Source organism: Litoribrevibacter euphylliae (assembly GCF_042646085.1).
Lineage (GTDB): Bacteria > Pseudomonadota > Gammaproteobacteria > Pseudomonadales > Litoribrevibacteraceae > Litoribrevibacter > Litoribrevibacter euphylliae.
Map to the genome: position 1 here is coordinate 191,851 of NZ_JBHRSZ010000004.1, position 23,071 is coordinate 214,921.

Here is a 23,071-nt window from a genome sequence, read left to right on the forward strand (position 1 = left end):
ATCTCGCAGTCTTTGCTCGCATTCGCTTTAATACAGTGTTTAATTACAGTTTGATTCATGGCTGAATATCGTGGGTAATCAAGTTAATCTTTAATATCGGAGAGCAAGGTATGGAAAGCCCGTTAGTTACTACGGAGTGGTTAGCCCGCCACACAGAACGGTCGGACTTGTTTTTAATTGATGTCAGTGTCGACAATGTTATTGGTAAAGAACCCATTGTTTATGATGAGCTAATCACCATTCCTGGTAGTTACAAAGTTAGTATTGATCATGAATTGTCGGATACGGAAACGGCTGGTATTCATGTATTTCCAAAGGTGAAACAGATTCAGCAAGTCGCTCAAAAGTTAGGCCTTACGCCAAAGAGTATGATCGTACTGTACGATGATCAGGGGATTTATTCTGCGCCCAGAGCATGGTGGATCTTTAAGTCGTATGGGTTTGATAAGGTATTTATTCTGGATGGCGGTTTGCCAAAATGGCGTGCGGAAGGCCGTGAAACTGCGAGTGATCACTTAACTTCTTCCTCTACGTCGTTGTTGGATATCACGGAAGATCTGGATATTAATGTCTCTGCGGTTAAGACCGTTCCGGATTTGCTTGAGAATATTGAGTCCGGCATATCAACTGTGGTGGATGTTCGTGCTGAAGCCCGGTTTTATGGTAAAGCTCCCGAGCCAAGACCAGGCGTGCGAAGTGGTCATATCCCCAAGTCCTGTAATCTACCTTTTATGAATGTCCTATCGTCGGATGGTCTGACCTTTAAATCAGCGGGTGATTTAAACGCGTTGTTTGAATCCCAAAACTTCTCTTCGGATGCGTCTTTCATCTTTTCATGTGGATCTGGAATGACAGCTTGTATCATGCTAGTCGCGGCCATTGTTGCAGGGTATGAAAACGTGAGTTTGTACGATGGCTCATGGGCAGAGTGGGGTGCGGATGCGTCGTTGCCTATTGAGCTTTGAACATCTAGAGATAAACGATTAAGCAAAGGATTGAACATGGATGTAACTATTTTAGGCGGTGGTGTTGCAGGCGTTAGCACGGCTATTGCGTTGAAACAAAATGGATTTAACGTGCGGGTGTTTGAACGACATGAGGCGGCTTCGACCATTGGTGCGGGTGTCGTAATCTGGCCCAATGCGGCCTATGTGCTCGAACAACTGGGTGTTTTAAATCAGATTGCGGAGGTATCCGGCAGACCAAAGGGGATGCGACGCGTTTCATCTACGGGTGAGCCTTTGGGGGCTATGAATCTTGAGCTGATTAACTCCCAAATGGGCTATGAAAGTTTCTCTATTCTTCGACGAGACCTACAAGAGGTTCTGATTAGTAAGCTGGAATCGCTGGGTGTTGAGATCGAATACGGGAAGTCCGTGATAGATATTCGCAGTTCGAACGTTGGTAACTCTGATGTAGGCAACGTTCAGGCTGGCAAAGCAACGGTACTCCTGTCTGATCCAGCGGGCATGAAAGAAGAAGTTTCTGCCGATGTCATCATCGGTGCGGAGGGGCGAATGGCCTCACAAACTCGCACTTATGTGTTAGGCGATAATCAGCCTGTTTACCAAGGTTTTATTAATTGGATTGGGGTTTATGAATCCAATAGTTCTGAACTAGATGCTTCTCTGTTTGATTCTTCATTACAGGAATCATCAATACTGGACTATTGGGGCATCGGTGAGCGATTCGGTATTGTGCCTGTTGGGCCAAACAAGGCCTATTGGGCGGGTGGAATAGCAAGCAAAGACATTGGTGATCGTAATCCAGAGCATTACAAAGACGAGTTAACTTCGATCTTTTCTGAATGGCCCGAACCCGTGAAAAGAGTGATTGAGGGATCGCCGATCACTAGCATCAATAAAGTCTATGTTCATGACCATGACCCCGCTGAAAAGTGGCACAAAGATAACGTTATTATGATCGGGGATGCAGCTCACGCGCCATTGCCGACATCCGGGCAAGGCGCCTGTCAGGCATTGGAAGATGCTATCTATTTAGCCCAATGTTTGAGTGACCATCAGCACGATCTATCAAGTGCTTTTGAGCAGTTCACAACCTCTCGATTCCAGAAAACCACAAGCATTATTATGGCTGCGCGAGGTCTGGCTTCGGCATTGTTCAACCCTGATCCTCATTTCTGCCATGCAAGAAACGAAAGCAGTAAACAGACGGATTTCAATGCGGCAGCTCAAGGGATGGCTCAACTTTGGGGGCAGGGGTTACCTTTGGGTGTCTAGCCAATTAATAAGATAGTTAATAATCCCTTCTTGAAAGTATAGAGTGGTAAAGCTAGGATGTCGGCATGGTGCTTACAGGCATCACTTCATTCGTAAGCGAACCCAAGTTTACAGCGCTTCAAACTCCAGCTATCAAGAGAGTTTTTATGGATTACGTTAAAAGCAAAGACATCATTCAATGGATTGATGATGAAAATAACGCGGCCATTTCAGAAGTCAGTCACAACGTACTGTATTCTTGTCTGTATGAGCTTCACGATAGTAAAGATTACCAGCGAGTAGAGTTTCTTCGAAAGCACGAATTCATTACGGATTCGGCTTTGATTTCGTTGCTGAAAGACGCATTTACCTCCTTTTATGATGATCAATCTGACCATCCATTGCTTGAAATCATAGAACGCTATGGGCCTGATAGCACCGCCAAGATCGACAACGACTTGGACATTCTTTACTTATGTCACAATACCTTTCTTCCAACACTGAAACGTTTAAATGCCATTGGTGTTGAAATCGACTATGAACAGTTCCTGTCTATTTCTTGTGAGTCCGGTGAAAAGTTTGAATTGGATATCTTCAATTATGCGTTGGATGTGGGGAAAAACTTTTCTCAAGAATGTTTGGTGAAAACCGCACATGGTGTTTTAGATCGACTGGATGATCTATCTTCAGACGATGCTGACACCAGCGAATGGGTCAAAGCCTTTAACCGTTTGGTTGAAGCCGGGCTAGATGTTAACGGTGAACTGGATGGGGCAGACCTGGAGACACTGGCTGAACTGGCGTTGGTGTGTTATCCAGAATTCTTTAATTTGATTCTTGAAAATGGATTGAGCCAGGAGCGATTGAATAGCTTCGATTGGCAGGAACTTGTTAACAATTTTGGTCTTAAAGAGTTGGCCATTGAGCATTTGAAATCGCTGGAAGCCAAAGGGTTCACTCTGCCTAAAAATGAAATCGAATCTTTGTTAGAGAAACAAGGATAGGGCACGGGTAGGACGATTGGTCGAAGCAACTCTATCCTGTCTCTAGATAATCTACTCAGAGGCAGGTTTATTTCCCTTTTAGAGTCAAAGGGATACCCATGGTAAGTCTTAAGTATCCACTTGAATTAGACCTTCTTTCTGAGGCGCCTCTCTGAAATGACCCTTAAGGTTCTTTCAACATGTCTTTACCAAGTAAAATTGCGTTTTTAGTGGCTTCACTGATCTTGACCATTCCTTGTGTTCTTTAAGTACTTTTGTTGGTACGTGAGTTCCCATTGGTATGAGTGGCCAAGGGAATGGATTACGAAAATTGGGACGCATTGCTGCTTTGATAGTGGTCGTGCTTATAATGTGCAACGTTATATGAATCAGTTTCAAATCGTTAGGAGAGAGATTGTTGAGAAGTAAGGAAGAGTTAATCGAATATATTGGCGCAGGTCATAAAGTGAAATACCTGATGTTTTGGGGGCATCAAAAACCTAAAGATGGTTCTGTGAATAAGAGTTGCTTTAGTCAATGGTATGAAGTCGGATTTGAAAGCGAGGGCAACTGGTATAAAACGGCTGAACATTTCATGATGGCGGAAAAGGCAAAGTTGTTCGACTCTGAGGATATGGTTACAAAGATTATTAGTTCTAAGCATCCTAGAGAAGCGAAACGTTTAGGTCGTCAGGTGCAAGGGTTTGATCCTGAAATCTGGGATCAAGAGAAGTTCTCGATTGTTGAAAGGGCAAACTACTGTAAGTTTTCACAAAACGAACTCTTAAAAGATTTTCTATTGTCAACGGAGAATAGGGTTTTAGTCGAAGCCAGTCCTGTAGATGCCATTTGGGGAATTGGTTTAGAAAGTTCAGACCCACGAGCAGAAGACCCTAAACAGTGGTTTGGTGAAAACTTACTTGGCTTTGCTTTAATGGAAGTAAGGAAACAACTTAGTGTCTGATTGATTTAATGTATTTACACATTCATACATTGTATTTTCTGAGATCTATTTTATGTCTGCTCCCAATGTGAAAGAAAACGATCGAATCGTTTTATTTGATGGCGTGTGTAAGCTGTGCTCAGGTTGGGCTCGATTTTTGATCAAGCACGATAAAAAGCGAATCATCAAACTCACTACTGTTCAGTCACAAGCGGGTCAGAAAATTTTAGATTGGTATGGCCTGCCTCTCGATCACTTTGAGACCATGATTTATCTCGAAGGCGATAAAATATATACACAGTCCGATGCGTTTTTCAAAGTTGTGGCTCAACTGCCAATGCCTTGGCCTTTACTCTGCGTTTTTCGAATTATCCCGCCGTTTATTCGAAATTGGCTATATGATCGAATTGCCCTGAATCGTTATTCGTTGTTTGGAAAGTACGATACCTGCCTTCTTCCAACCAAGGATCATGAGTCGAGATTTCTGGATTACCGCCAATCAGAAGCAAGTAACAGGTATCAAAACAATCAAGAATGTGATGAAAAAATAACTGGTCGTGGCATTTAAAAATACGCCTGAGAATCATCGTCGCTTTGAGTTATTAAATCGTCTGTTAATGACCGACTGAACTCGCCAAATATTCCGTGTCGTGGTTTTGATTTAGCTTCTTTGTTCAAGTGCTATTGTCACTGGTCGTATTTCTTTATACGAATTTGTAATGAGAATTATTATCATATAGTATGCCGATGATTTCTAATCCCCAAGCTGAATAGTATTTAGATCGAGAGAAGGGTATGTCATCGCAGGAGCTGAACCACCAACAGTTAAATGACTTATACACTGAGAATCAGGGATGGCTGCGTGGTTGGTTACACAATCGCTTAGGTTGCTCTCACCGCGCATCTGATTTACTGCATGATACCTTTATGCGGATCTTGGCTCGCGATGAGCTATTGGAGCTTCAAAAACCCAAAGCGTATCTGATGGCGATCACCAAACGAGTATTGGTGGATCATTGGCGTCGAGAGAAGGTTGAGCAGGCCTACCTGGATGCACTGGCTGCAATGCCTGAAAGCTATGTTCAGGCCCCTGAAGAACAGCAAATTTTGCTCGAAACCCTGATTGAGATTGATGCCTTATTAGATGGCTTGCCGGTGGTAGTGAAGCGTACATTCCTCTATGCGCAATTGGATGGAATGAAACAACAGGAAATTGCAGAAAAACTGAACATATCGATCTCGACGGTTAAACGTCATTTAGTACGTGCGGCCGGTCAATGTTATTTTGCCCTGGAAATGGAAGCCTAGGGAGCACACTATGCCGCAGTCTGTTAGTGCTTCATCTGAACAAAGGTCGTCAGTCTCGGTTCCAGAATCTATTGCCAAACAAGCTGTTGCTTGGCTGGTGGAATGGCAAATGGCCGAGGATCAAGACCGCATTTGGCAACAAATTGAAGACTGGCGTTCTGCCGATCCCCTCCACGAAAAAGCCTGGCAACACATTGAGTCGATTAATCAGAAACTGGGTATGGTGGCTGGCCCTTCAAACAGCAATTTAGCTCATCGTGTGCTGACCAAACCATCGGTATCTCGCAGAGACGCAGTGAAATACCTTTCTATCTTTATGTTAATGGCTGGTGGCGGTTGGCAGATAGCAAGAAATCCTCATTGGTATGCCGATCATCGTACCTCCGTCGGGCAGCAAAAAACCATCAATCTGCCAGATGGCACCCTGTTAGTGTTGAACAGTAGTTCGGCAGTAAATATTGAATTCACCGCTCATGAACGACGGATCGTCTTATTAAAAGGCGAAGCCTTTATCAGTACCGGCAAGGCCAGTGAATTGCCTATGAAAATACAAGTTTCGCAAGGCGATTTAAGACCGATAGGCACGGAATTTTCTGTTCACCAGTTAGGTGAACGCGCCAAACTGTCGGTATATGACGGTCAGGTGGAAGTACAACCTCATAGCATGACAGGATTAAGGATTGTTGATGCGGGTGAGAGTGTGCTCTTTTCATCCATTCAGGTTTTCTCTAAGACATCAGCCAATAGAACTGAGCTGGCATGGACTAAGGGCATGATTGTGGCCAGTAACATGCGATTAGATGAGTTCTTAGCGCAACTGGGTCGACATCGCTATGGCTTGATTCAATGCGATCCCCACGCAGCTAATATCAAAGTTTCAGGCACTTATATGATCAGTCAGGTTGATCAGGTTTTAGCGGCCTTGGAGAAAGCGTTGCCGGTTAAAGTGAATTTCTATACGTCGTTTTGGGTTCAGGTAAACGCTGCTGTCTAAAAGCAGTCTGAACATCATCGGAATAAAATAAAAAAATATGAGCTGTTTTGAAATCTCGTTCGACAAGGTAAGCAAGGATTGGATGACTTACTTAAAACGAGGTTTTTATGTCACTAACTAACCAACTGGCTTTGCCTGCAATTTTAGTGGGTGCTTTAGCTGCATCTGCAGTGCCTGTCAGTGCCGTTGCAAATAATGCGACGACAGAACAAACAATCGGATTTGATATTAAACCAGGGACACTTGAAGACGTACTTAATGGCTTTGGTGTTCAGGCTGGCATTGTTTTGGTTTTCTCTCCTGAACTCACTAAAGGCTTAGAAAGCTCTGGACTTACGGGGCAATACAATGTGCAACAAGCGCTACAAGAGTTGCTTCAAGGAACCGACATTGTTCCGGCCATTGAGGGGAATACCATTACTTTGGATCGTGCCGAAGATGACGCGGTAATGGTGTTTGATCCAATGATTGTGATTACCGGGTCAATTGATGACTCTGCTTACGGCCCCGTGGACGGCTATATCGCGAAGCGAAGTGGCACGGGAACTAAAACCGACGCGGCTTTGATTGAAACGCCACAATCAGTCTCTGTTATTAGTCGTGATCAAATGAATCGACTGAATCTTGAAACGCCAAGTCAGGCGTTAAGATATACTTCGGGTGTGGTTGCGGAATTGTTCGGTAATGATCCGCGCTTTGACTGGGTGAGTATTCGTGGTTTTGCGACCGATGAGTATCTCGACGGTATGGCACTACCGAAAGGTAACTACTCTTGGCCGAGACATGAACTTTATGGCGTGGAACGAGCGGAAGTACTTAAAGGACCTGCATCTGTATTGTACGGATCAAGCAGCTCTGGCGGGTTGTATAACTTTGTTTCTAAGCGTCCTTCAAAAGAAAATCAGGGCGAGGTGAGACTACAAACGGGCGATCCGGACAGAATTCAGATTTCAGGCGATGTTACTGGCCAGGTGCCAGGAACTGAAACATTCCAGTATCGTTTAACTGGTCTTTGGCGTGATGCGGATACCTTGGTGGATCATGTAGAAAATGATCGTACCTATCTGCAGCCTTCCTTCAGCTGGACTCCATCAGATAAAACTACTTTTACCGTATTAGGCTATCACACGGAAGATGATTCAAAGTCGCTTCAGTTTTTACCCGCTGAAGGGGTTCTTAAAGGCAATATCAACGGGAAATTAGATCGTAGTACCTTTACGGGTGAACCCGATTACGACAAATTTGAGCGTGAACAAAAAGGGATTGGCTACCTTCTGGAACATGAATTTGCTGGTGGTTGGACGCTGAATCACAAGTTAAGAAAGTCTGAGGTTGATGTTGAACTTAAAGGTATCAGACCAAGTTTTGGTTGGGTAGATGCTAATTTCGATGGTCAGCCTGACGACTATCGAACCCATAATCGAGTAGTGTTCCTATTTGAGGATAATGCTGAAGCGTTAACGTCTGATACCAATATCGCCCAAACATTCAATATTGCAGGCATGGATCACTCTGTCTTGTTGGGCTTTGATTATCGAAAAATGAACACAGAGTCAAAGTTACATTACGCGCTGACTACGCCGCTGGATTTGTATGACCCGACCTATGGATTAGTAACACAACAAGATCCACCGCTTTTTAGTTCTAATGAACAAGAATTGAAACAACAAGGGTTCTACCTGCAAGATCAAATTAAATGGGATCAAACCACTTTTTTGTTGAGCGTGCGTAGTGATCGTTCGACTATTGATAATGATTCAGAAGCGGTATTTCCTCCAAGTTCCAGTAGCGAAAGTGTTAAGGATGATAAAATCAGTTATCGCGCCGGTCTGCTTCATAACTTTGATAATGGATTTGCGCCTTATCTGTCGTATGCCACGTCATTTGAACCAAACTTAGGTGTTGATGAGGATGGTAAGTCGTTTGACCCGACGCTAGGTAAGCAGTTGGAGTTCGGAGTTAAATATCAGTCACCAGACAATCGTCAGTTGGTGACTCTATCTTTCTTCAAACTGGTCCAGTCTGACGTTGTCATGTCTAGCTTGACGCCTGGTGCTCCAAAAGAACAAGTTGGTGAAATTACTTCCAAAGGGGTTGAACTTGAAGTTAAAGCGAAACTGTTAGATAACTTAAATCTGATTTCTGCGCTTACCTATACAGACGCAGAGATTTCGAAAGATACTAACCGTCAAGTTGAAGGAAATCAGGTGGCTAGTGTCCCTGAAAGACAAGCCTCAGTTTGGCTTGACTATCAATTTGCTGATACAGCACTGCAAGGGTTTGGTTTAGGCTCAGGCATTAGATACGTTGGTGATCATTATGGGGATAAAGAAAATGACATCAGAGTGCCTTCCTACACGTTGGTTGATTTTCTTGCGTATTATGATTTCTCACACTTGGGGTCTTATTACGAAGGGTTCCAGGTGAGCACCAATGTTAGCAATGTGACAGACAAAGAGTTTGTTGCACATTGTGATGATGCTGGTTCATGTTATTGGGGTGAAGGCCGGGTGATCACTGCCGCAATTGATTACCGTTGGTAATGGTTTGATCTGTTGATATTGATGTGATGTCGATATCAAAGTTAGCAGGAAGAGTGGGCTTCGTTTTGGAAGAAACGAAGCCTTATCTTTTCTTAGTGACTTTAAATGGACATAAAGAATAAAAAGAGAAGGGAAATGAAGAAACAGAATGGACACTCTGGGGCAACATCCAAGCAGCTGTCAACTCTTGAAAACGCCTGTGTAGAACGTGGTCTCAAGCTGAGCCCGGCAAAATCGGTTATTCTCGACACTCTGGAAAAACATAAGAGGCATATGAGTGCCGAAGACATCTATTCAAAGCAACTCAATCTTCGATCTGATCAGGCTCAGACTCTAAATGCTATATATCGAAACCTAAAAATTCTCGCCGACGCCGGAGTATTAATTCGTCGTCGGGTTGGTGCTCGTTGGGTTTATTATCCTGCCAGCAACAATAGTCAAACCGTTCAATTGATTGATACTGATACAGGCTATGTTATTGAATTGAGTCCGTCACTGGAAAATACCCTCAGAGAAGGCTTGTTAAAAGAGCATGGTTACGATATTTCTCAGTGTACTCTTGAGCTCTTTAGTCATCGAAAAATCAATTCGAGTGCAACCTCTAGCTAGGGAACCCTTAAAAATTGTACGAACTTAAAACGCTTGGCCTGTTTTTGATCACAGCAGTGGCTGAAATTTTGGGCTGTTATCTACCTTATCTCTGGCTGCGTGAAGGGAAGTCTGTGTGGCTACTTATTCCCGGAATGCTCAGTCTGATGTTGTTTGCCTGGTTGCTATCTCTTCATCCCACCGCGTCTGGTCGAGTCTATGCGGCTTATGGTGGCGTGTATATTTTTGTCGCAGTTCTTTGGTTGTGGTGGGTTGATGGGATCAGACCCACCACATGGGATTTGATTGGTTCTAGTGTGGCGCTACTTGGAATGGCGATCATTATGTTCGCACCACGCGGCAGTTAACCCGCTATTGGTTTACCTTGCCTGGAAGCGATAAATCACCGGAGGCCACATCAAATACATCCACCACACACAGAAGTGGAGAGTGAGCACTTTGATTCACTCTTAAACCGGATGTTACACCATCAAAGTTGGCAAGCTTGACGTCCTCAATCTTATCGAAGGTTACTTTTACTTCGACAGTCTCACCATTGAATTCAGGGCTTAGATCCGGGCTATCAATCAAGATTGGTAAGCCTGGCCAGGTGTGAGGGAGCCTTGGCTGCATACCTTCAGGGATATCAACGACGCCTAGTGCACCGGGCCCACATGCTTCGTTCGGTTGTAGTACCACCCAATGGCTATGCCACACATTTCCATCATTGTCGTTCTGACCATCGCCGTTTTCGTCATAAAGCGGGGTATCATCAAAATCGGGGTGCGATGTCACTGCCAGTGCCAGAATCCCTGCTTTGTGTTCAAAACCAACTGAATAGCTGTCGAGTGTTGTGGGCCAAACGTAAGAAAAAACATCACTCCCCGCCAGCTTTCCTGTGGGCGTTGGTTTCACGCTGCCAGCTTTCTCTGACACTGCAATATGGAAAGTCGCTTCATTGCCTTTGGTTGAAATTTTAGTGTGAACGATATCGAACGACGCGTTTTTAGTATTGTTCTTTTCTGCCTGTATTCCGCCTGAATGAGCCGAGGCGGTGCCAACTACTCCTAACATTACTGAGGTTAAGAGTGCTTTCTTTACTGTGGTAATTTTTTCATTGGTACATTTTGAAGTTGTAAATTTTGAAGTGTTCATAATTCTCTCCTAAATATGGTATCGACTCGATACTATTGTTAGGGTAATCCTGTTTTATTGTGCTTGTCAATAAAGTATTGAGTCGATACTATGCGTGTATGGCTATAGATAATCTTCATCAGTTGCTAGAGCGAATTGGCAACCTCATCAGAAATGAATCCAGGCTGGGGTTAATGGAGCATGGTCTTCAGCCCGTGCAGTTTGATGCCTTGTATTACCTCTCCGTGTGCAATCGATTCTCGGACACACCCAAAGGCGTGACGGAGTACCTTGGTTTAACCAAAGGTACGGTTTCCCAGTCGATTAAGGTGTTGGAAAGCAAAGGCTTCCTTGCAAAACAAATCGATCCGGATGATAAGCGCATTACCCATTTAGTGATTTCGGAAAAAGGGCGGGCGTTAGTGGCCGAGCTGTATCCGTCAGCGTTGTTGGAAAATGTCGCAAAAAGCTCGTATCCCGAAACGCTCGGGTTGGACCTGGGCTTGTTGGAGACGCAGCTTAAAACGCTGTTGATGATCATTCAGTCTCAGAATCAGCGGAAAACCTTTGGTCAATGTGCCACCTGTGCGCACCTTCAAACTGATTCAGCAGGCAGCCATCACTGTGGATTGACGCAAGCCCCGTTATCTCGGAATGACACCCAACTGATATGCATAGAGCATGCGTAGCGTATCATCGACGAATGTCTGCCCTGTCATCAAAGCGAACCATTGTCATGTGTCACTCTGCTACCTATAGTGGTTCCACACATGTGTATGGTTAACAAGGAAAAGATATATGACCCAGGTGTTTCGAGGCAGTTGTTTGTGTGGTCAGGTCACGTTTCAGGTCAATGGGTTTAGTGAACAAGCGGCCCATTGTCATTGCTCCATGTGTCGAAAGTTTCATGGTGCAGCCTTTGGAACTCTGGTGAACGTTTCTTACATCAAATGGCGTTCAGGGTTAAATCTTCTTCATGACTATGTGGCGCCAAATGGCACCATTCGAACCTTCTGCAAAGAATGTGGTTCCAGCATAGGTTTCCGCAGTAAAGGTGAGCCGCTCGATCATATCGAGATTGCTATCGCTACCTTTGACGAAGCAATTCCTGTTGAGATTGATGCTCATATCTACACTCGTTACAAAGCCTGTTGGTATAAAATTTCCGATAACACCCCACAATACAGCGAAGGCCGAGGCGAATAGGTTACTGAGTCTATGAGCATGATTGTATGAATGAATACGCCCCTGAGTATTCCAAGAAAGAACGTGTAATGATCTTGCTCAAACATTCTGTTTGGGCGATTCCTTTGTTTTTATGGGCTCAGTTTTGGTTTCTTCCCTGGATTAAAGCCTTCGCGGATCAGTCGCATTGCTATGACTATGGTGTCATGACCGGGACAGAGGCCTTGTTTTATGGACTGTTTGTGGGGATGCCTTTGTCTTTGGTGTTATTGGTCTTACTAATAGAAGGGCCAAGAACAATCAAGATTATTCGGTTAGGGCAAAACCCGTTACCGGGCGAGAAAGTGCTCAAGCCGACTAAGTACCAATACGGTACACGAGCGAAGCTTAAACCTTATGGATTAATGATCATTCTGGTTTTACTTGTTGCTTTATCGGTACGTGGTATTTTCTGGGCAAATGATATTATTGCCATGGCTGAACAGGCTGACTTACCTGAATGTGAGCCAACCATTCTTCTTGAACGTTAGCGTATTAGAGATCTTGTTGTTTATGAAATATGTTTTGTTGTTAGTTTTGATATTCCCTACGTTGAGTTTCGCTGATATATACAAGTGGGTTGATGACAAGGGGCGGGTACACTTTGGTGACTCACCGAAACAAGAAGCCAATGCCGAGAAGGTATCGCTTCGAGTTAATTCTTATAAGCATGTGACGGTTGAATCCAATGACCTCTTTTTTCAAGACGCCAGTCCGAGTTCTCAAAAAGTGATCATGTATTCCACCACTTGGTGCGGTTACTGCAAAAAGGCAAAGCGTTATTTCCAAGAGAATCAAATCAGCTTTGTCGAATATGACATTGAAGAAGATCTTCGTGCAAAGCAACGGTTTGATGCCTTGGGCGGTCGGGGTGTACCTCTGATTTTAGTTGGTAAACAAAAGATGAGTGGCTTTGATGTCCCCCGTTTTGAACGGATGCTATCGAAAAGATAACAAGTAACTCATTCAAATAGTTCAAGATCTACAGTATTTATTTGATCGTGCTTTTGATGATCATCGCTTGTTTGTTAATGGATAGCACGATGCGTATATTTAGTTGCTGAGGTAAAATGCGTGTTCTTGCACGGATGAACGTTTAAATTTGTTAGTTATTAAGGAACTGTATGAAAACTGTTATCTCTCTTGGTGTTTTACTTTCTGCAATTGCGCTTAATGGCTGTATGCCTGAAGTTGGCAGTAAAGCCTGGTGTGAAATGATGTCTGAAAAGCCAAAGGGCGATTGGTCAATGAATGAAGCGGGTGACTACACCAAACATTGCTTATTTAGATCAGACGACGAGAATTAATCGTCCTTTACCGTTCATGTTCACTCGCTTTTTCCTGGTCGAGTAAATCTGTCCAGGCGTGAAAATGACTAAGGTAGATCTTGCCGGTCATTAACTCCAAAAAGTCGCTGCGTTTTAAGCGATCCAGCACCGGCCCTTTCACCTCCGAGAGGTGGAAGGTGACTCCGGCTTCTTCCAGATAATGATTGATGTCCACCAGGCTTTCCAAAGCACTGGCATCAATGTCGTTAATGCTGGAACACATCAGCACCAGATGCTTGGCCGATTCATGTCTCGCGACCAAGGCATTGATCTGATCTTCCAGAAATCGAGCGTTCGCAAAATACAAGCTCGCATCAATCCTGAATGAAATAATGCTGGGGTGAGTGATGCCGGTGTAGCGCTCGATGTTTCTGAAGTGCTCTGTATCGGGTACGCGACCGAGAATCGCTACATGCGGATGGCTTGAACGATATAAGTGCAAACAAATAGATAGAATCACGCCACCAATTAGACCCCATTGAACGCCCAGAGTCAGTGTTAATATCATCGTCAAAGCCAGCGCCGAAAAGTCTTTTCGGCTGTACTGCAGTGTTCGTTTGATGGCCGCCCAATCGAATAAAGAAAAGACCGCCGTAAGGATCATGGCAGCTAAGGTGGCAATGGGCAGGTAATACAAAAATGGCGTCAAAAACAGACAACTCACGGTTATACCAATGGCGGTAAAAGCGCTGGTGGCTGGCGTTTTTGCTCCGGCTTTCATTGCCACAGAAGAGCGGGATAAGCTGGCCGATACCGGGAAGGCTCCGGACAGCCCGGACATCACATTGGCCATGCCTAGACCGATGGCTTCCTGATTTGGATCGATGCGTTGCCGATCTTTAGCCGCAAATGCTTGAGCAACCGAGACAGAGCTAACAAAGCTGATGATGCTGATCAGCAGTGCCGATACGATCAAGTGCTGCCACATGTCGGTAGACCAGGCGGTGAGTTGCCTGTCAGGTAGTGACAGATCTGGCAATCCGGCTGGAATATCACCAATCACCGCAACGCCCAGTGCTTCCAAGCCCAATGTTTGAACCAGACCAATGGACATCAACATAACCAGAACTGGTGTGGCTTTGCTGAGCGTATCCGCTAAAAAATCAGATTGAGTGAATTTTAGAATGAGTCGATGCAGCATCTTGGGCAGGAAGAGCAGCACCAAAACCATAACGCCTGCCAAAATAACGGTAGCGCCGTTAATGTAGTTGGTAAAAGACCCTTCTTGTACTAGCTCGAACCAGGGAAGAGCCGTTTCCTGCAGCCCTAATAAGTTAGGTAATTGGCTGGATGCGATCACAATGGCAGAGGCAGAAATAAATCCGGTGACCACAGGCGCACTGATAAAGTTGGTCAGGAAACCCAAACGAAATGCACCGAACAAGAATAAGAAACCGCCAACAAGCAGTGCCAGCACTATTGCTCCCAGCAGTATGTCCGGCTGACTTTCTATCCCAGAACCTTCCAAAGCAAAACGGTGCATGCCATTCAGCGCGCTTGCAGTCATCAAAGAGGCAATGGCAAATGGCCCTACTGATAAAGCACCACTGGAGCCAAAGATTGCATAGGCGACTAATGGAAATAAAGAGGCGTACAAACCGATCTGAGGGGGTAAACCAGCCAGTAATGCATAGGCCAACGACTGGGGAATCAACATCATAGTAATCACAAGCGATGCGATGACATCATCCACCAAAGTAGTTTTAGAATATTGCTTACCCCATTGGAATACGGGAAAAACTGAAGCAAGTTTTGATTGTTGCATAAAGACCTAAAATATCTGTGGGTGGCGTTCCTGGTGGAAGAATTTGTGACAGTGGTATCTCCTTAAGGTCGCTGATTCAGGAGCGTCAAGCATTGTTACAGAGTCGCCAAGTGATTTAACTCATATTGGTCGATCATATAATATTTAAAATATAAGACCTAACTATCTTACTGATCTTTTCTGATATTATATGAAGCATACATAATAGAATTGTTTCTTGGATTTTATGCCTTTACAAGCGGGAATAGGTTGCGAAGGTCGTTGATCGAGAAAGTAGGAATATGCAGGTAAGGATGCTGAGATGAGTAAAAGACCCTATCTTAATAAGCTAATCGAACACCTTGAAGTTATGGTCGAGAGTAATCGTGATGCTCAGATATTGTCAGGTATCAAGGAAGAGCTTACTCATCGTGCGGATAAAAAGCGTGTACGGGATTTGAAGGCCACAGTTGATGCCAAACTGAAACGAATACAGCAAACAGATCAAGGTAAAAGTTCAACTGTTCCAAAAGGGGAGCTATATCCCGAAGGCTTTTTAAAAAACACCTTCGAGAGTATGCGTAAAAAATTGCTAGATACTTCCGGTGGTCGATCTCGCTTACTGAATCTAAATCAAGATCGTAAAGGCTTTGTTCGTATCATTGATGAATTGCCTGATCAATTGGCAATGGAATTGTTAGCCAACAAGTCATTTAACATGGTGTCTGTACCTGAGCCCACTGAGAAAGAACTTATTAGTCATGGTTATCTCAAGTGGGATGAAGAAAACCAGAAATATGCACAACTTAAACCGCAACCCAAGGCAAGGGAATGGGCAAAGCTAATAGGCATAAATACTAACTATGAATTGCCTAAACCTACTTCTGAAGTGGCTGATGATAAGCATCAAGATACTCAAATCCAAACGGGGTTGTTTGATGCTGAATTAGCAAACAGTATGAAGAAGTTAGCTCAGGAGTCTAAAACTGCGATTGAAGAAACAGGTAATAATATTCTGTTCTTGTCATTAGGGTTTCTTGAATGGGCTGACGTAGCAGGATCAAACTCAAGGTTAGCCCCGTTGTTTATGATTCCGGTGAGTATCGAGAAAGAGTTAATTCGTAAGGTTGCTACCTACAGAATTAAATACACAGGTGAAGATATCATCTTTAATCTGACTTTGAGAGAAAAGTTGGTGCGGGATTTTGGAATCGCTTTACCTGATATTCGCGATGAGAATGATGAAGATCGTTTATTAAGCCCAGAAGAATACTTCCGTGAAGTTGAAGCTCTTTTAGCGTTAAAGTCTGGTGATTCAAATATTCGAAATTGGAAAGTTCGCCGTTTTGGCACTCTAGCTACGTTGAGTCTAGGCAAGCTCTTAATGTATCAAGATCTAGACCCTGCTCGTTGGCCAGAGGGTGATGAGAACTTGGTCAATCATGAATTTATTCAGAACTTTTTCAGTGAACAATCAAAGGCGGGTGGTTCATATTCTGGCTTTGGTGAGAAGAACTATGTTTTAGATGATGTTCTTAATCTGCATGATCATTTTCCTATGGTTGAAGATGCTGATTCATCTCAAATGTCGGCCTTAATCGATATCTTGAAAGGCCAGAGCATGGTGGTTGAAGGGCCGCCAGGTACTGGTAAATCACAGACCATTACTAATCTTATTGCAGCGGCAATTTCTCAAGGTAAGTCTGTGCTTTTTGTAGCAGAAAAACAGGCTGCATTGGATGTGGTTAAACGCCGTATGGATAAAACTGGACTTGGTGACTTTTGTCTTGATTTACATAGTGATAAAGCTCAGAAACGCTTGGTGTTAGATAGCTTTAATGAACGTATTGTAATGGAAGATCGTCATGAGTTTTCTCAATCCGATTACGACCGTCAAGTTAATCACTATGAACGAAACCGTAAAACGCTTCAGAATTATTGTTTGCTGGTAAATAAGTCCTGGAAGGATACAGGGTTTACTATTCATGAAATTTTGACCGCAGCAACAAGGTACGCTAATGAGGTAGCACCTCTTGAATACCACCAAGTAGAACTCGATGGTGTTAGTGATAATAATTTCAGTATCACAATTCTGGATGATCAACTTGAGAAGCTAAAAACTTTCTGTGGGTATTTGGATCTTGTTTCTCAGCAGTTACCTAACACTGGAGTGTGGGAGAGCCATCCTTGGTATGGAGTGAACAATAAACAGATTACAGCGGTTGAAGAAAAGAAAATCCAGTATCAACTTGAGGAGTGGTCTATAAGTTTAAAAGAGCATCTAACATGTTTGACGGATATCTCTAAGCAGTTTGGCTTATTAATCTCTGAGCAGGATGATTTGTCCACATTGGATAAGTGGAGTTCTCAATTAGCAGAAATAAAACCAGTTACAGATCGAGAGTATCTACCTGCTTTCGCAAAGATCGAACCAGAACAGATAGAAAGTCTTGAAGCTCTTTTAGGCAATCTTAAACAATTATCTCAAAGCTATCGTGAATTACTGCCCGTATTTAATCAGTCTTTATTATCTGGCTTGAGTGAAAATGTTGTTATCCAGAGAGCAGCCAAAGGTCTGAGAGATTTGGGATTAGCAGAAGATACCAAATTTGATCAATTGGCTCTTTCCATTCAAAAGCTGGATAAAACTATTGCACAGCTTAAGAATGTAGAAGATTTATATTCCAAAATGATCGAAGGGCTGCCTGTAGCATTCAAAGCGGATGCAGAGAAAGTGATGAATTTGAGCTTTGGTGGTCTGGATGAGCTTAAACGCTTTATTAACCATTTCGATCAATTACCTGGTGAACTGATTAGTTCAAGAGAAGATGTTTTCGATGAAGAAACGTTTTACTCTGTCTTCAATGAGTTTATAACGGAGCAGGAGAAGTTACTCACTGAAAAAGATCGATTATCCAAATTATTTAAAGTGGATAAATTAGTAACCCCGGAAGAGCTTCTTACATTGTCTGAAGTCATGGCTGGTCGTCATATGTTCTCTTTCTTAAGTTCAAAGTGGAGAAATGCAAAGAAAACCATTCTGTCTTTCTACCAGTCTGAAAAAATAAATAAAGAGATTATTGCTGAAGAATTAGAAAAGGCAGCTCAATGGTCTTCGGCTGTAAGTGACTTATCGACTAATGACCGTTATTCAGTTGCTTTAGGTGCACTATATAAAGGGCTTGAAACTAAAAGCGACCAATTAGAATTAATGCATTCTTGGTATCAAGGCATACGCAAAGATTATGGCTATGGCTTTGGTCAGAAGGCAATCATAGCTAGCTTATTATTTACTGTACCAAAAGACTTTTTCAGGGCTGCAAAAGATTTAGCTTCACAAGGTCTTGCAGACGTGATTGAGGCCATATTGCAAACCAGACGCGAGCTTACGAGCTTGCTACCCAGGGCTGACATACTCAAAAGCGAGCATGCCTCTATAGCAGAGAATGATAAGGGGCTACAGGACCTTAAGAGTTTACTGACAAATCAGCTGTCTACTATTCAAAAGTATCTAGTTAATCCCAATATTTCTAACAATGAACTAGCAGATCAGCTATTTAAACTAAATGAACTTGAATCTCTTGTGCGTGACCTTAAGAAGGTAGATGTTAGCCAAAGTTTGTTTGATGGAACCATTAGTTTATTACCAAACTCTGAAGGGCAGTTACCAGAGGGTATCGACTGCTTTGAGGCAACCTTAACTTACATGGGAGAGCTATACCAAAACGTTTCAGAGTCTTCACTTATATCGCTTATCAAACAACCAATTACGAAGGAAAAGCTGAAGGAATTAATTCAGTTAAGTATTCAATTAAATAGTAAAGCCAAAGTTGTTGCTGAGAAAGAAAATGAATTGATGGCGTCTCTTCAATCTGAGCGGTCTGCTTGGTTGAAAGGTGTTGATGAGCCTTATGTTGAGGCGGTATGTGAGCGAAATGAGTTTGCCAAAAATAATCTAGTTTGGTTAGACAATTGGGTGAAGTATCTTCATGCGCGTGATCGCATGCAGGAAGGTGGTCAAAGCCGTTTACGAGACTACCTGATAGAGAATCAACCATCACTTGAAGAAAGTCAGAATATTTTTAAGTTTGCTGTCTTTACCTTTTTGGCGAATGCAGTCTACAAAGCAGTTCCAGAGCTTTCGCAGCGTTCAGGTCATGAGCAAACAGTAATTCAGAAGCAATTTAAAGAATATGATGAGAAACTGAAAAAGCTTCAAAGTTTGAGGGTAGCGGATTTAGCGTTAAAACGAGATATTGATGCTGGCAGTACAGGTGCTCGAAAATCAGACTATACCGGTAATAGCTTGTTACAGCACGAGATAAGTAAGAAGGCTCGTCATATTTCTATCCGAAGTCTTGTTTCTAGAGCAGGGGAAGCTATGCAAGGTTATAAGCCGTGTTGGATGATGAGTCCAATGGCGGTTGCTAAATACTTGCCGCCAGGTGAAATTCAATTTGATTTGGTTGTTATGGATGAGGCATCTCAGGTGAAACCTGAATATGCTTTGAGTTGCTTTGCTCGTGGCAAACAAGCAGTTGTTGTAGGTGATCCTAAGCAGTTACCTCCAACCTCTTTCTTTGATCGTTCAGTCTCAAATGATGACGATTTCGAAGATGAAAAAGCGGTAATTGATGATGCAGAGAGTATTCTTGAAGCAATCAGCGTTCACTATCCAAAACGAATGCTCAAATGGCATTATCGTTCACGACACGAGAGTTTGATCCAGTTCTCGAATAGACACTTCTACGATGATGAGTTGGTTATTTTCCCTTCCCCGTGGTCATCTTCACCTGAGTTTGGCATTAAGTTCCAGTTTGTAGAACATGGTGTCTTTGTTAATCAGGTTAATAATGCCGAAGCTCAGACGATTGCAAATGCAGTCAAACGGCAAGTTATTTCAAAACCGGAGGAAAGTGTTGGTGTTGTTGCGATGAACACCAAACAAAGGGATTTAATTGAATCAACCAGAGAACAGCTCAGAGCGAGTGACTGTGCATTCGATGAAGCGCTGAACCAAGACGCCAAGAAAGATGAACCTTTGTTTATTAAGAACCTAGAAAATGTTCAGGGTGATGAGCGGGACGTCATTTTAATTTCCTTTACTTACGGCCCGCAAAATAGAGGGAGTAATAGTGTTCCTCAACGCTTTGGCCCAATTAATACTGATCAAGGTTGGCGTCGGCTGAATGTATTGTTCACCCGTTCCAAGAAGCGTATTCAGGTCTATAGCTCTATGAAGTCAGGCCATATTCTGGCAGACGAAAATAGTAAACGAGGAGTTAGGGCTCTTAAAAACTATTTGGCTTTTGCTGAGAGTGGGCAGTTAATTGAAAAATCATCGGCTTCAGTAGGCTCACCAGATAGTGACTTTGAAGTCGCAGTAATGAAAAAACTGTCATCGGCAGGTTTTGAGTGTGTTCCTCAAGTTGGCGTGGCTGGTTTCAAGATTGACATTGGTGTGCGTGATCCAGGAATGCCTGGTCGCTATCTGATGGGAATTGAATGTGACGGCGCCACTTACCATAGCAGTAAATCGACTAGAGATAGAGACCGTGTTCGCCAAGGTGTTCTTGAAGGCTTGAAATGGAATATTCGTCGTATTTGGTCAACTGATTGGTTTAAAAATCCGGATGCTGAACTAAAACCAATTATTGAGGAATTGAAGTCTCTTGCAACGCCGATAAACTCTCAAGCTCAAAAAATCGAGGGTGCTATGGAAGAGCTAATTGACCCTATTGTTATGGAGAATGTAAGTCAGCAGGAAATTGTTGAGGAATTAACTTTCGACGAGGAGCTCTCACCTCAAGATTTAAAAGGGCGATTAGCGCATTTTGATCAGACTATTATTCGTAAAGAGTTTCCTGATACAGAGCCAACTAGACGTTTGTTACGGGCAGATATGCTCAAGTTTTTATGTTCAGAGAAACCAATTGATTATGATGAATTTACAGAGTGTATTCCTGGTTATCTAAGAGCACATACATCTTCTGATGAAGCAGGAAAGTTTTTAGGCGATGTTCTGGAAATTATTGCTGTTTATGAAGAGTATTCAGTGAAGACGAATGAAACGGAGTTAGATGAGGCATAAAAACAAAGCTTTTGAAGTCGTTTCATTTGAAGAAAAAACAAGAAGTTTGTTCTATTGATAATCTTCTGTTAAACGAAAGAGGGGATGGAGGTATGCAGCAATTTCAGGAGAAAAGCTTCTGATCAATTTACTTACTGAGCTAGCAGTTCTTGCAACTCAATAAGGGTTTTATCATCAATTTCTAGATCGACATTTTGGACTCCTATTTCGCCAAGTATTAGCATCAGTTTTGAAATAGCTAACGCTTGTACTTCGCTCTCGGTTGTAATGATCACAGATGAAGTATTACTTTGGCGGACAAGGTGTTCGAGTTCATTACGTAAAAGTGTGGGCTTTGAGCCAGCTATTTCTTTTGATCCAAATACATAGGAGCCGTGATTTGTAATGGCTATGTTCAAACTGGTCTGAGTCTCGGTGTTTGAAACTCGTTGCAGATCAATTGAATAAAACTGTTCGTAAAAAGGACATTTCCAATCGCTTTGGATCAGTTGGCTAATTTTTTCAATAGCCGCTGGATACAGTTGTCGTCGCCATTCAATCTGATTAAGTTCCGTAATTATGAATTTAAATTCGGAGGTGTGAATGGTTTCAGAAATTTTGAGATCAAGAGCATCATACAAACCAGATTCAGACTCATATGTATTTTGCTGGTTTTCAGGAGAGAAGTCTGACCACAGCTCAGGATTGTGCAATTCACAAAATTGATCGGCTTCAGCTTGAAAGGTCTCCAGAGTGTTCTCGTTACTGCTGCATCCAAGTAAAAACATACTGACTAGAAGAAGCGTGGTGCTGTAAATTCGTTTCATCGTGATCACCAAACAATAAAGGGTAACCATGCTAGGTTACCCTTTATGCTATAGGATGTAGAACGGAGGAGGGTCGATTATCCCGCCAAATCATGGCGTTTAAGCGATTTCCTTTCTTCATGTTCCAGCAGCATTTGATCAATTTGTCGATCTTTGTCCTGCCATAGTCGCGTCACCCATTGTTGAATTTCGACCTTCAGTTCAGCATCTGCTTGGTAATCTCCTTGGCTAAAATGCTTAGGGATTGAAATATCTTCTACGCGAACAAGAATGTCGTCGATGCGCCCGCACATCATGTCCCAGAAAGTCGGGGTGTTGTTTGGGTAGACGATGGTGACGTTGCTCAGTGAACTGAATTTGTCGCCTAAGGCCTGAATGGTAAAGGCAATACCACCTGCTTTGGGTTTCAACAAATGTTTATAAGGCGAACCTTGCGTTCTATGTTTAGCGGGAGTGAAACGCGTGCCTTCCATAAAGTTCATGACGCTGGTTGGTACGTATGAGAATTTCTCACAGGCGACTTGTGTTTCCTTGATGTCTTCACCGGCTTTCTCTGGGTACTTTTCCAAATAGGCTTTTGAGTACCGACGCATAAAGGGGAAATCCAATGCCCACCAGGCTTGTCCTACGATTGGCACGTAGGCTAGTTCTTTCTTAATGAAGAATTTTAGTAACGGTGCTTTGTTGAGATACAGCTGATACAACACAAAGATGTCCACCCAACTTTGGTGATTGGCTGTGATTAAATACCACTCGTCGTGACTAAGATTTTTGGCTCCTTCGATGTGCCATTTTGGGTGAAACACCCAATTAATCCACCACAGAATGCCTTCAATCCAAGTACTTGCGACCATCACAATCGATGTATTTACCCATCGTTTTAAACGCGCTGTTGGCATGAAAAAGCGAAGGATAATAAAGCTGAATAAGAAGACGCCAAGAAATAAGGTGTGAGCTAATAATGCCAGGGCGCTCACTATCCCAACGATTTGATCAATAAGTTTAGTCATTGCACTCTCGTATGTGATAACTGGGCAGCTAGTGTGATTTTGCGACATGCTCTCACAGCTTCAGGAGCAAAGTAAATTACCTAATTACTATAGGGTAGATAAGTTGTTTCTATGAACCGAATTTACTGGGCTGTAGAGGGAAGCAGATAAAGAGAA

At 43.0% G+C, this 23,071-nt stretch carries 20 protein-coding genes; 16 read left to right on the forward strand and 4 right to left on the reverse strand.

Annotated elements, in window-relative coordinates; all coding sequences use genetic code 11:
- Positions 1-110 precede the first annotated feature (110 nt).
- From ACFOEK_RS08360 to ACFOEK_RS08405, 10 genes are all read left to right on the forward strand, one after another.
- A complete protein-coding gene (locus tag ACFOEK_RS08360) occupies positions 111-965 on the forward strand; it encodes a sulfurtransferase (protein ID WP_386719063.1) in 855 nt (284 codons plus the stop codon).
- Between the two features lie 36 nt (positions 966-1,001).
- Positions 1,002-2,240: an FAD-dependent oxidoreductase gene (locus ACFOEK_RS08365; RefSeq protein ID WP_386719065.1), complete on the forward strand. Its 1,239-nt coding sequence runs from the start codon at positions 1,002-1,004 to the stop codon at positions 2,238-2,240.
- 146 nt (positions 2,241-2,386) lie between these two features.
- Positions 2,387-3,223 (forward strand): hypothetical protein, encoded by an 837-nt coding sequence (locus ACFOEK_RS08370; RefSeq protein ID WP_386719068.1) that lies wholly within the window; start codon positions 2,387-2,389, stop codon positions 3,221-3,223.
- Between the two features lie 397 nt (positions 3,224-3,620).
- Positions 3,621-4,166, forward strand: coding sequence for an NADAR family protein (locus ACFOEK_RS08375; RefSeq protein ID WP_386719071.1), 546 nt, complete (start codon positions 3,621-3,623; stop codon positions 4,164-4,166).
- Between the two features lie 52 nt (positions 4,167-4,218).
- On the forward strand, positions 4,219-4,713 hold the full coding sequence (locus tag ACFOEK_RS08380; protein WP_386719074.1) for a thiol-disulfide oxidoreductase DCC family protein: 495 nt from the start codon (positions 4,219-4,221) through the stop codon (positions 4,711-4,713).
- A gap of 227 nt (positions 4,714-4,940) precedes the next feature.
- The gene (locus tag ACFOEK_RS08385; protein ID WP_386719077.1) at positions 4,941-5,453 is read left to right on the forward strand and encodes a sigma-70 family RNA polymerase sigma factor; all 513 of its coding nucleotides are present in this window, start codon (positions 4,941-4,943) and stop codon (positions 5,451-5,453) included.
- 10 nt (positions 5,454-5,463) lie between these two features.
- Positions 5,464-6,447, forward strand: a complete 984-nt coding sequence (locus ACFOEK_RS08390) for a FecR domain-containing protein (RefSeq protein WP_386719080.1) — start codon at positions 5,464-5,466, stop codon at positions 6,445-6,447.
- Between the two features lie 107 nt (positions 6,448-6,554).
- Positions 6,555-8,990 carry a TonB-dependent siderophore receptor gene (locus tag ACFOEK_RS08395; RefSeq protein WP_386719083.1) on the forward strand — a complete coding sequence of 812 codons (2,436 nt, stop codon included), beginning with the start codon at positions 6,555-6,557 and terminating at the stop codon, positions 8,988-8,990.
- Between the two features lie 135 nt (positions 8,991-9,125).
- Positions 9,126-9,599 carry a Fur family transcriptional regulator gene (locus ACFOEK_RS08400; protein ID WP_386719086.1) on the forward strand — a complete coding sequence of 158 codons (474 nt, stop codon included), beginning with the start codon at positions 9,126-9,128 and terminating at the stop codon, positions 9,597-9,599.
- Between the two features lie 14 nt (positions 9,600-9,613).
- Positions 9,614-9,946 (forward strand): YnfA family protein, encoded by a 333-nt coding sequence (locus tag ACFOEK_RS08405; protein ID WP_386719089.1) that lies wholly within the window; start codon positions 9,614-9,616, stop codon positions 9,944-9,946.
- Positions 9,947-9,950: 4 nt separating this feature from the next.
- On the opposite strand, the gene ACFOEK_RS08410 is transcribed toward ACFOEK_RS08405, so the two are convergent.
- Positions 9,951-10,733 carry a hypothetical protein gene (locus ACFOEK_RS08410; protein ID WP_386719092.1) on the reverse strand — a complete coding sequence of 261 codons (783 nt, stop codon included), beginning with the start codon at positions 10,731-10,733 and terminating at the stop codon, positions 9,951-9,953.
- 98 nt (positions 10,734-10,831) lie between these two features.
- Between ACFOEK_RS08410 and ACFOEK_RS08415 the strand changes: the two genes are divergently transcribed.
- The 5 genes from ACFOEK_RS08415 (at position 10,832) to ACFOEK_RS08435 (ending at position 13,243) form a co-directional block, all read left to right on the forward strand.
- A complete protein-coding gene (locus ACFOEK_RS08415) occupies positions 10,832-11,401 on the forward strand; it encodes a MarR family winged helix-turn-helix transcriptional regulator (protein WP_386719095.1) in 570 nt (189 codons plus the stop codon).
- A 109-nt stretch (positions 11,402-11,510) separates the two neighbouring features.
- On the forward strand, positions 11,511-11,918 hold the full coding sequence (locus ACFOEK_RS08420; RefSeq protein ID WP_386719098.1) for a GFA family protein: 408 nt from the start codon (positions 11,511-11,513) through the stop codon (positions 11,916-11,918).
- Between the two features lie 26 nt (positions 11,919-11,944).
- Positions 11,945-12,427: a hypothetical protein gene (locus tag ACFOEK_RS08425; RefSeq protein ID WP_386719101.1), complete on the forward strand. Its 483-nt coding sequence runs from the start codon at positions 11,945-11,947 to the stop codon at positions 12,425-12,427.
- 22 nt (positions 12,428-12,449) lie between these two features.
- Positions 12,450-12,890: a glutaredoxin domain-containing protein gene (locus ACFOEK_RS08430; protein ID WP_386719104.1), complete on the forward strand. Its 441-nt coding sequence runs from the start codon at positions 12,450-12,452 to the stop codon at positions 12,888-12,890.
- A 170-nt stretch (positions 12,891-13,060) separates the two neighbouring features.
- The gene (locus ACFOEK_RS08435; RefSeq protein ID WP_386719107.1) at positions 13,061-13,243 is read left to right on the forward strand and encodes a DUF3012 domain-containing protein; all 183 of its coding nucleotides are present in this window, start codon (positions 13,061-13,063) and stop codon (positions 13,241-13,243) included.
- 7 nt (positions 13,244-13,250) lie between these two features.
- On the opposite strand, the gene ACFOEK_RS08440 is transcribed toward ACFOEK_RS08435, so the two are convergent.
- A complete protein-coding gene (locus tag ACFOEK_RS08440) occupies positions 13,251-15,029 on the reverse strand; it encodes a SulP family inorganic anion transporter (RefSeq protein ID WP_386719110.1) in 1,779 nt (592 codons plus the stop codon).
- A gap of 556 nt (positions 15,030-15,585) precedes the next feature.
- On the opposite strand from ACFOEK_RS08440, the gene hhe reads away from it, so the two are divergent.
- Positions 15,586-21,099 (forward strand): DUF4011 domain-containing anti-phage protein Hhe, encoded by a 5,514-nt coding sequence (gene hhe / locus ACFOEK_RS08445; RefSeq protein ID WP_386721531.1) that lies wholly within the window; start codon positions 15,586-15,588, stop codon positions 21,097-21,099.
- 131 nt (positions 21,100-21,230) lie between these two features.
- On the opposite strand, the gene ACFOEK_RS08450 is transcribed toward hhe, so the two are convergent.
- Positions 21,231-21,905 carry a hypothetical protein gene (locus ACFOEK_RS08450; protein ID WP_386719113.1) on the reverse strand — a complete coding sequence of 225 codons (675 nt, stop codon included), beginning with the start codon at positions 21,903-21,905 and terminating at the stop codon, positions 21,231-21,233.
- A 77-nt stretch (positions 21,906-21,982) separates the two neighbouring features.
- Positions 21,983-22,915, reverse strand: coding sequence for an acyltransferase (locus tag ACFOEK_RS08455; RefSeq protein WP_386719116.1), 933 nt, complete (start codon positions 22,913-22,915; stop codon positions 21,983-21,985).
- Positions 22,916-23,071: the final 156 nt, after the last annotated feature.

Coding starts and splice junctions, on each gene's coding strand:
- ACFOEK_RS08360 (WP_386719063.1), top strand. CDS start 111: ATGGAAAGCCCGTTAGTTACTACGGAGTGGTTAGCCCGCCACACAGAA.
- ACFOEK_RS08365 (WP_386719065.1), top strand. CDS start 1,002: ATGGATGTAACTATTTTAGGCGGTGGTGTTGCAGGCGTTAGCACGGCT.
- ACFOEK_RS08370 (WP_386719068.1), top strand. CDS start 2,387: ATGGATTACGTTAAAAGCAAAGACATCATTCAATGGATTGATGATGAA.
- ACFOEK_RS08380 (WP_386719074.1), top strand. CDS start 4,219: ATGTCTGCTCCCAATGTGAAAGAAAACGATCGAATCGTTTTATTTGAT.
- ACFOEK_RS08385 (WP_386719077.1), top strand. CDS start 4,941: ATGTCATCGCAGGAGCTGAACCACCAACAGTTAAATGACTTATACACT.
- ACFOEK_RS08390 (WP_386719080.1), top strand. CDS start 5,464: ATGCCGCAGTCTGTTAGTGCTTCATCTGAACAAAGGTCGTCAGTCTCG.
- ACFOEK_RS08395 (WP_386719083.1), top strand. CDS start 6,555: ATGTCACTAACTAACCAACTGGCTTTGCCTGCAATTTTAGTGGGTGCT.
- ACFOEK_RS08400 (WP_386719086.1), top strand. CDS start 9,126: ATGAAGAAACAGAATGGACACTCTGGGGCAACATCCAAGCAGCTGTCA.
- ACFOEK_RS08410 (WP_386719092.1), bottom strand. CDS start 10,733: ATGAACACTTCAAAATTTACAACTTCAAAATGTACCAATGAAAAAATT.
- ACFOEK_RS08415 (WP_386719095.1), top strand. CDS start 10,832: ATGGCTATAGATAATCTTCATCAGTTGCTAGAGCGAATTGGCAACCTC.
- ACFOEK_RS08420 (WP_386719098.1), top strand. CDS start 11,511: ATGACCCAGGTGTTTCGAGGCAGTTGTTTGTGTGGTCAGGTCACGTTT.
- ACFOEK_RS08425 (WP_386719101.1), top strand. CDS start 11,945: ATGAATGAATACGCCCCTGAGTATTCCAAGAAAGAACGTGTAATGATC.
- ACFOEK_RS08430 (WP_386719104.1), top strand. CDS start 12,450: ATGAAATATGTTTTGTTGTTAGTTTTGATATTCCCTACGTTGAGTTTC.
- ACFOEK_RS08435 (WP_386719107.1), top strand. CDS start 13,061: ATGAAAACTGTTATCTCTCTTGGTGTTTTACTTTCTGCAATTGCGCTT.
- ACFOEK_RS08440 (WP_386719110.1), bottom strand. CDS start 15,029: ATGCAACAATCAAAACTTGCTTCAGTTTTTCCCGTATTCCAATGGGGT.
- hhe (WP_386721531.1), top strand. CDS start 15,586: ATGCGTAAAAAATTGCTAGATACTTCCGGTGGTCGATCTCGCTTACTG.
- ACFOEK_RS08450 (WP_386719113.1), bottom strand. CDS start 21,905: ATGAAACGAATTTACAGCACCACGCTTCTTCTAGTCAGTATGTTTTTA.
- ACFOEK_RS08455 (WP_386719116.1), bottom strand. CDS start 22,915: ATGACTAAACTTATTGATCAAATCGTTGGGATAGTGAGCGCCCTGGCA.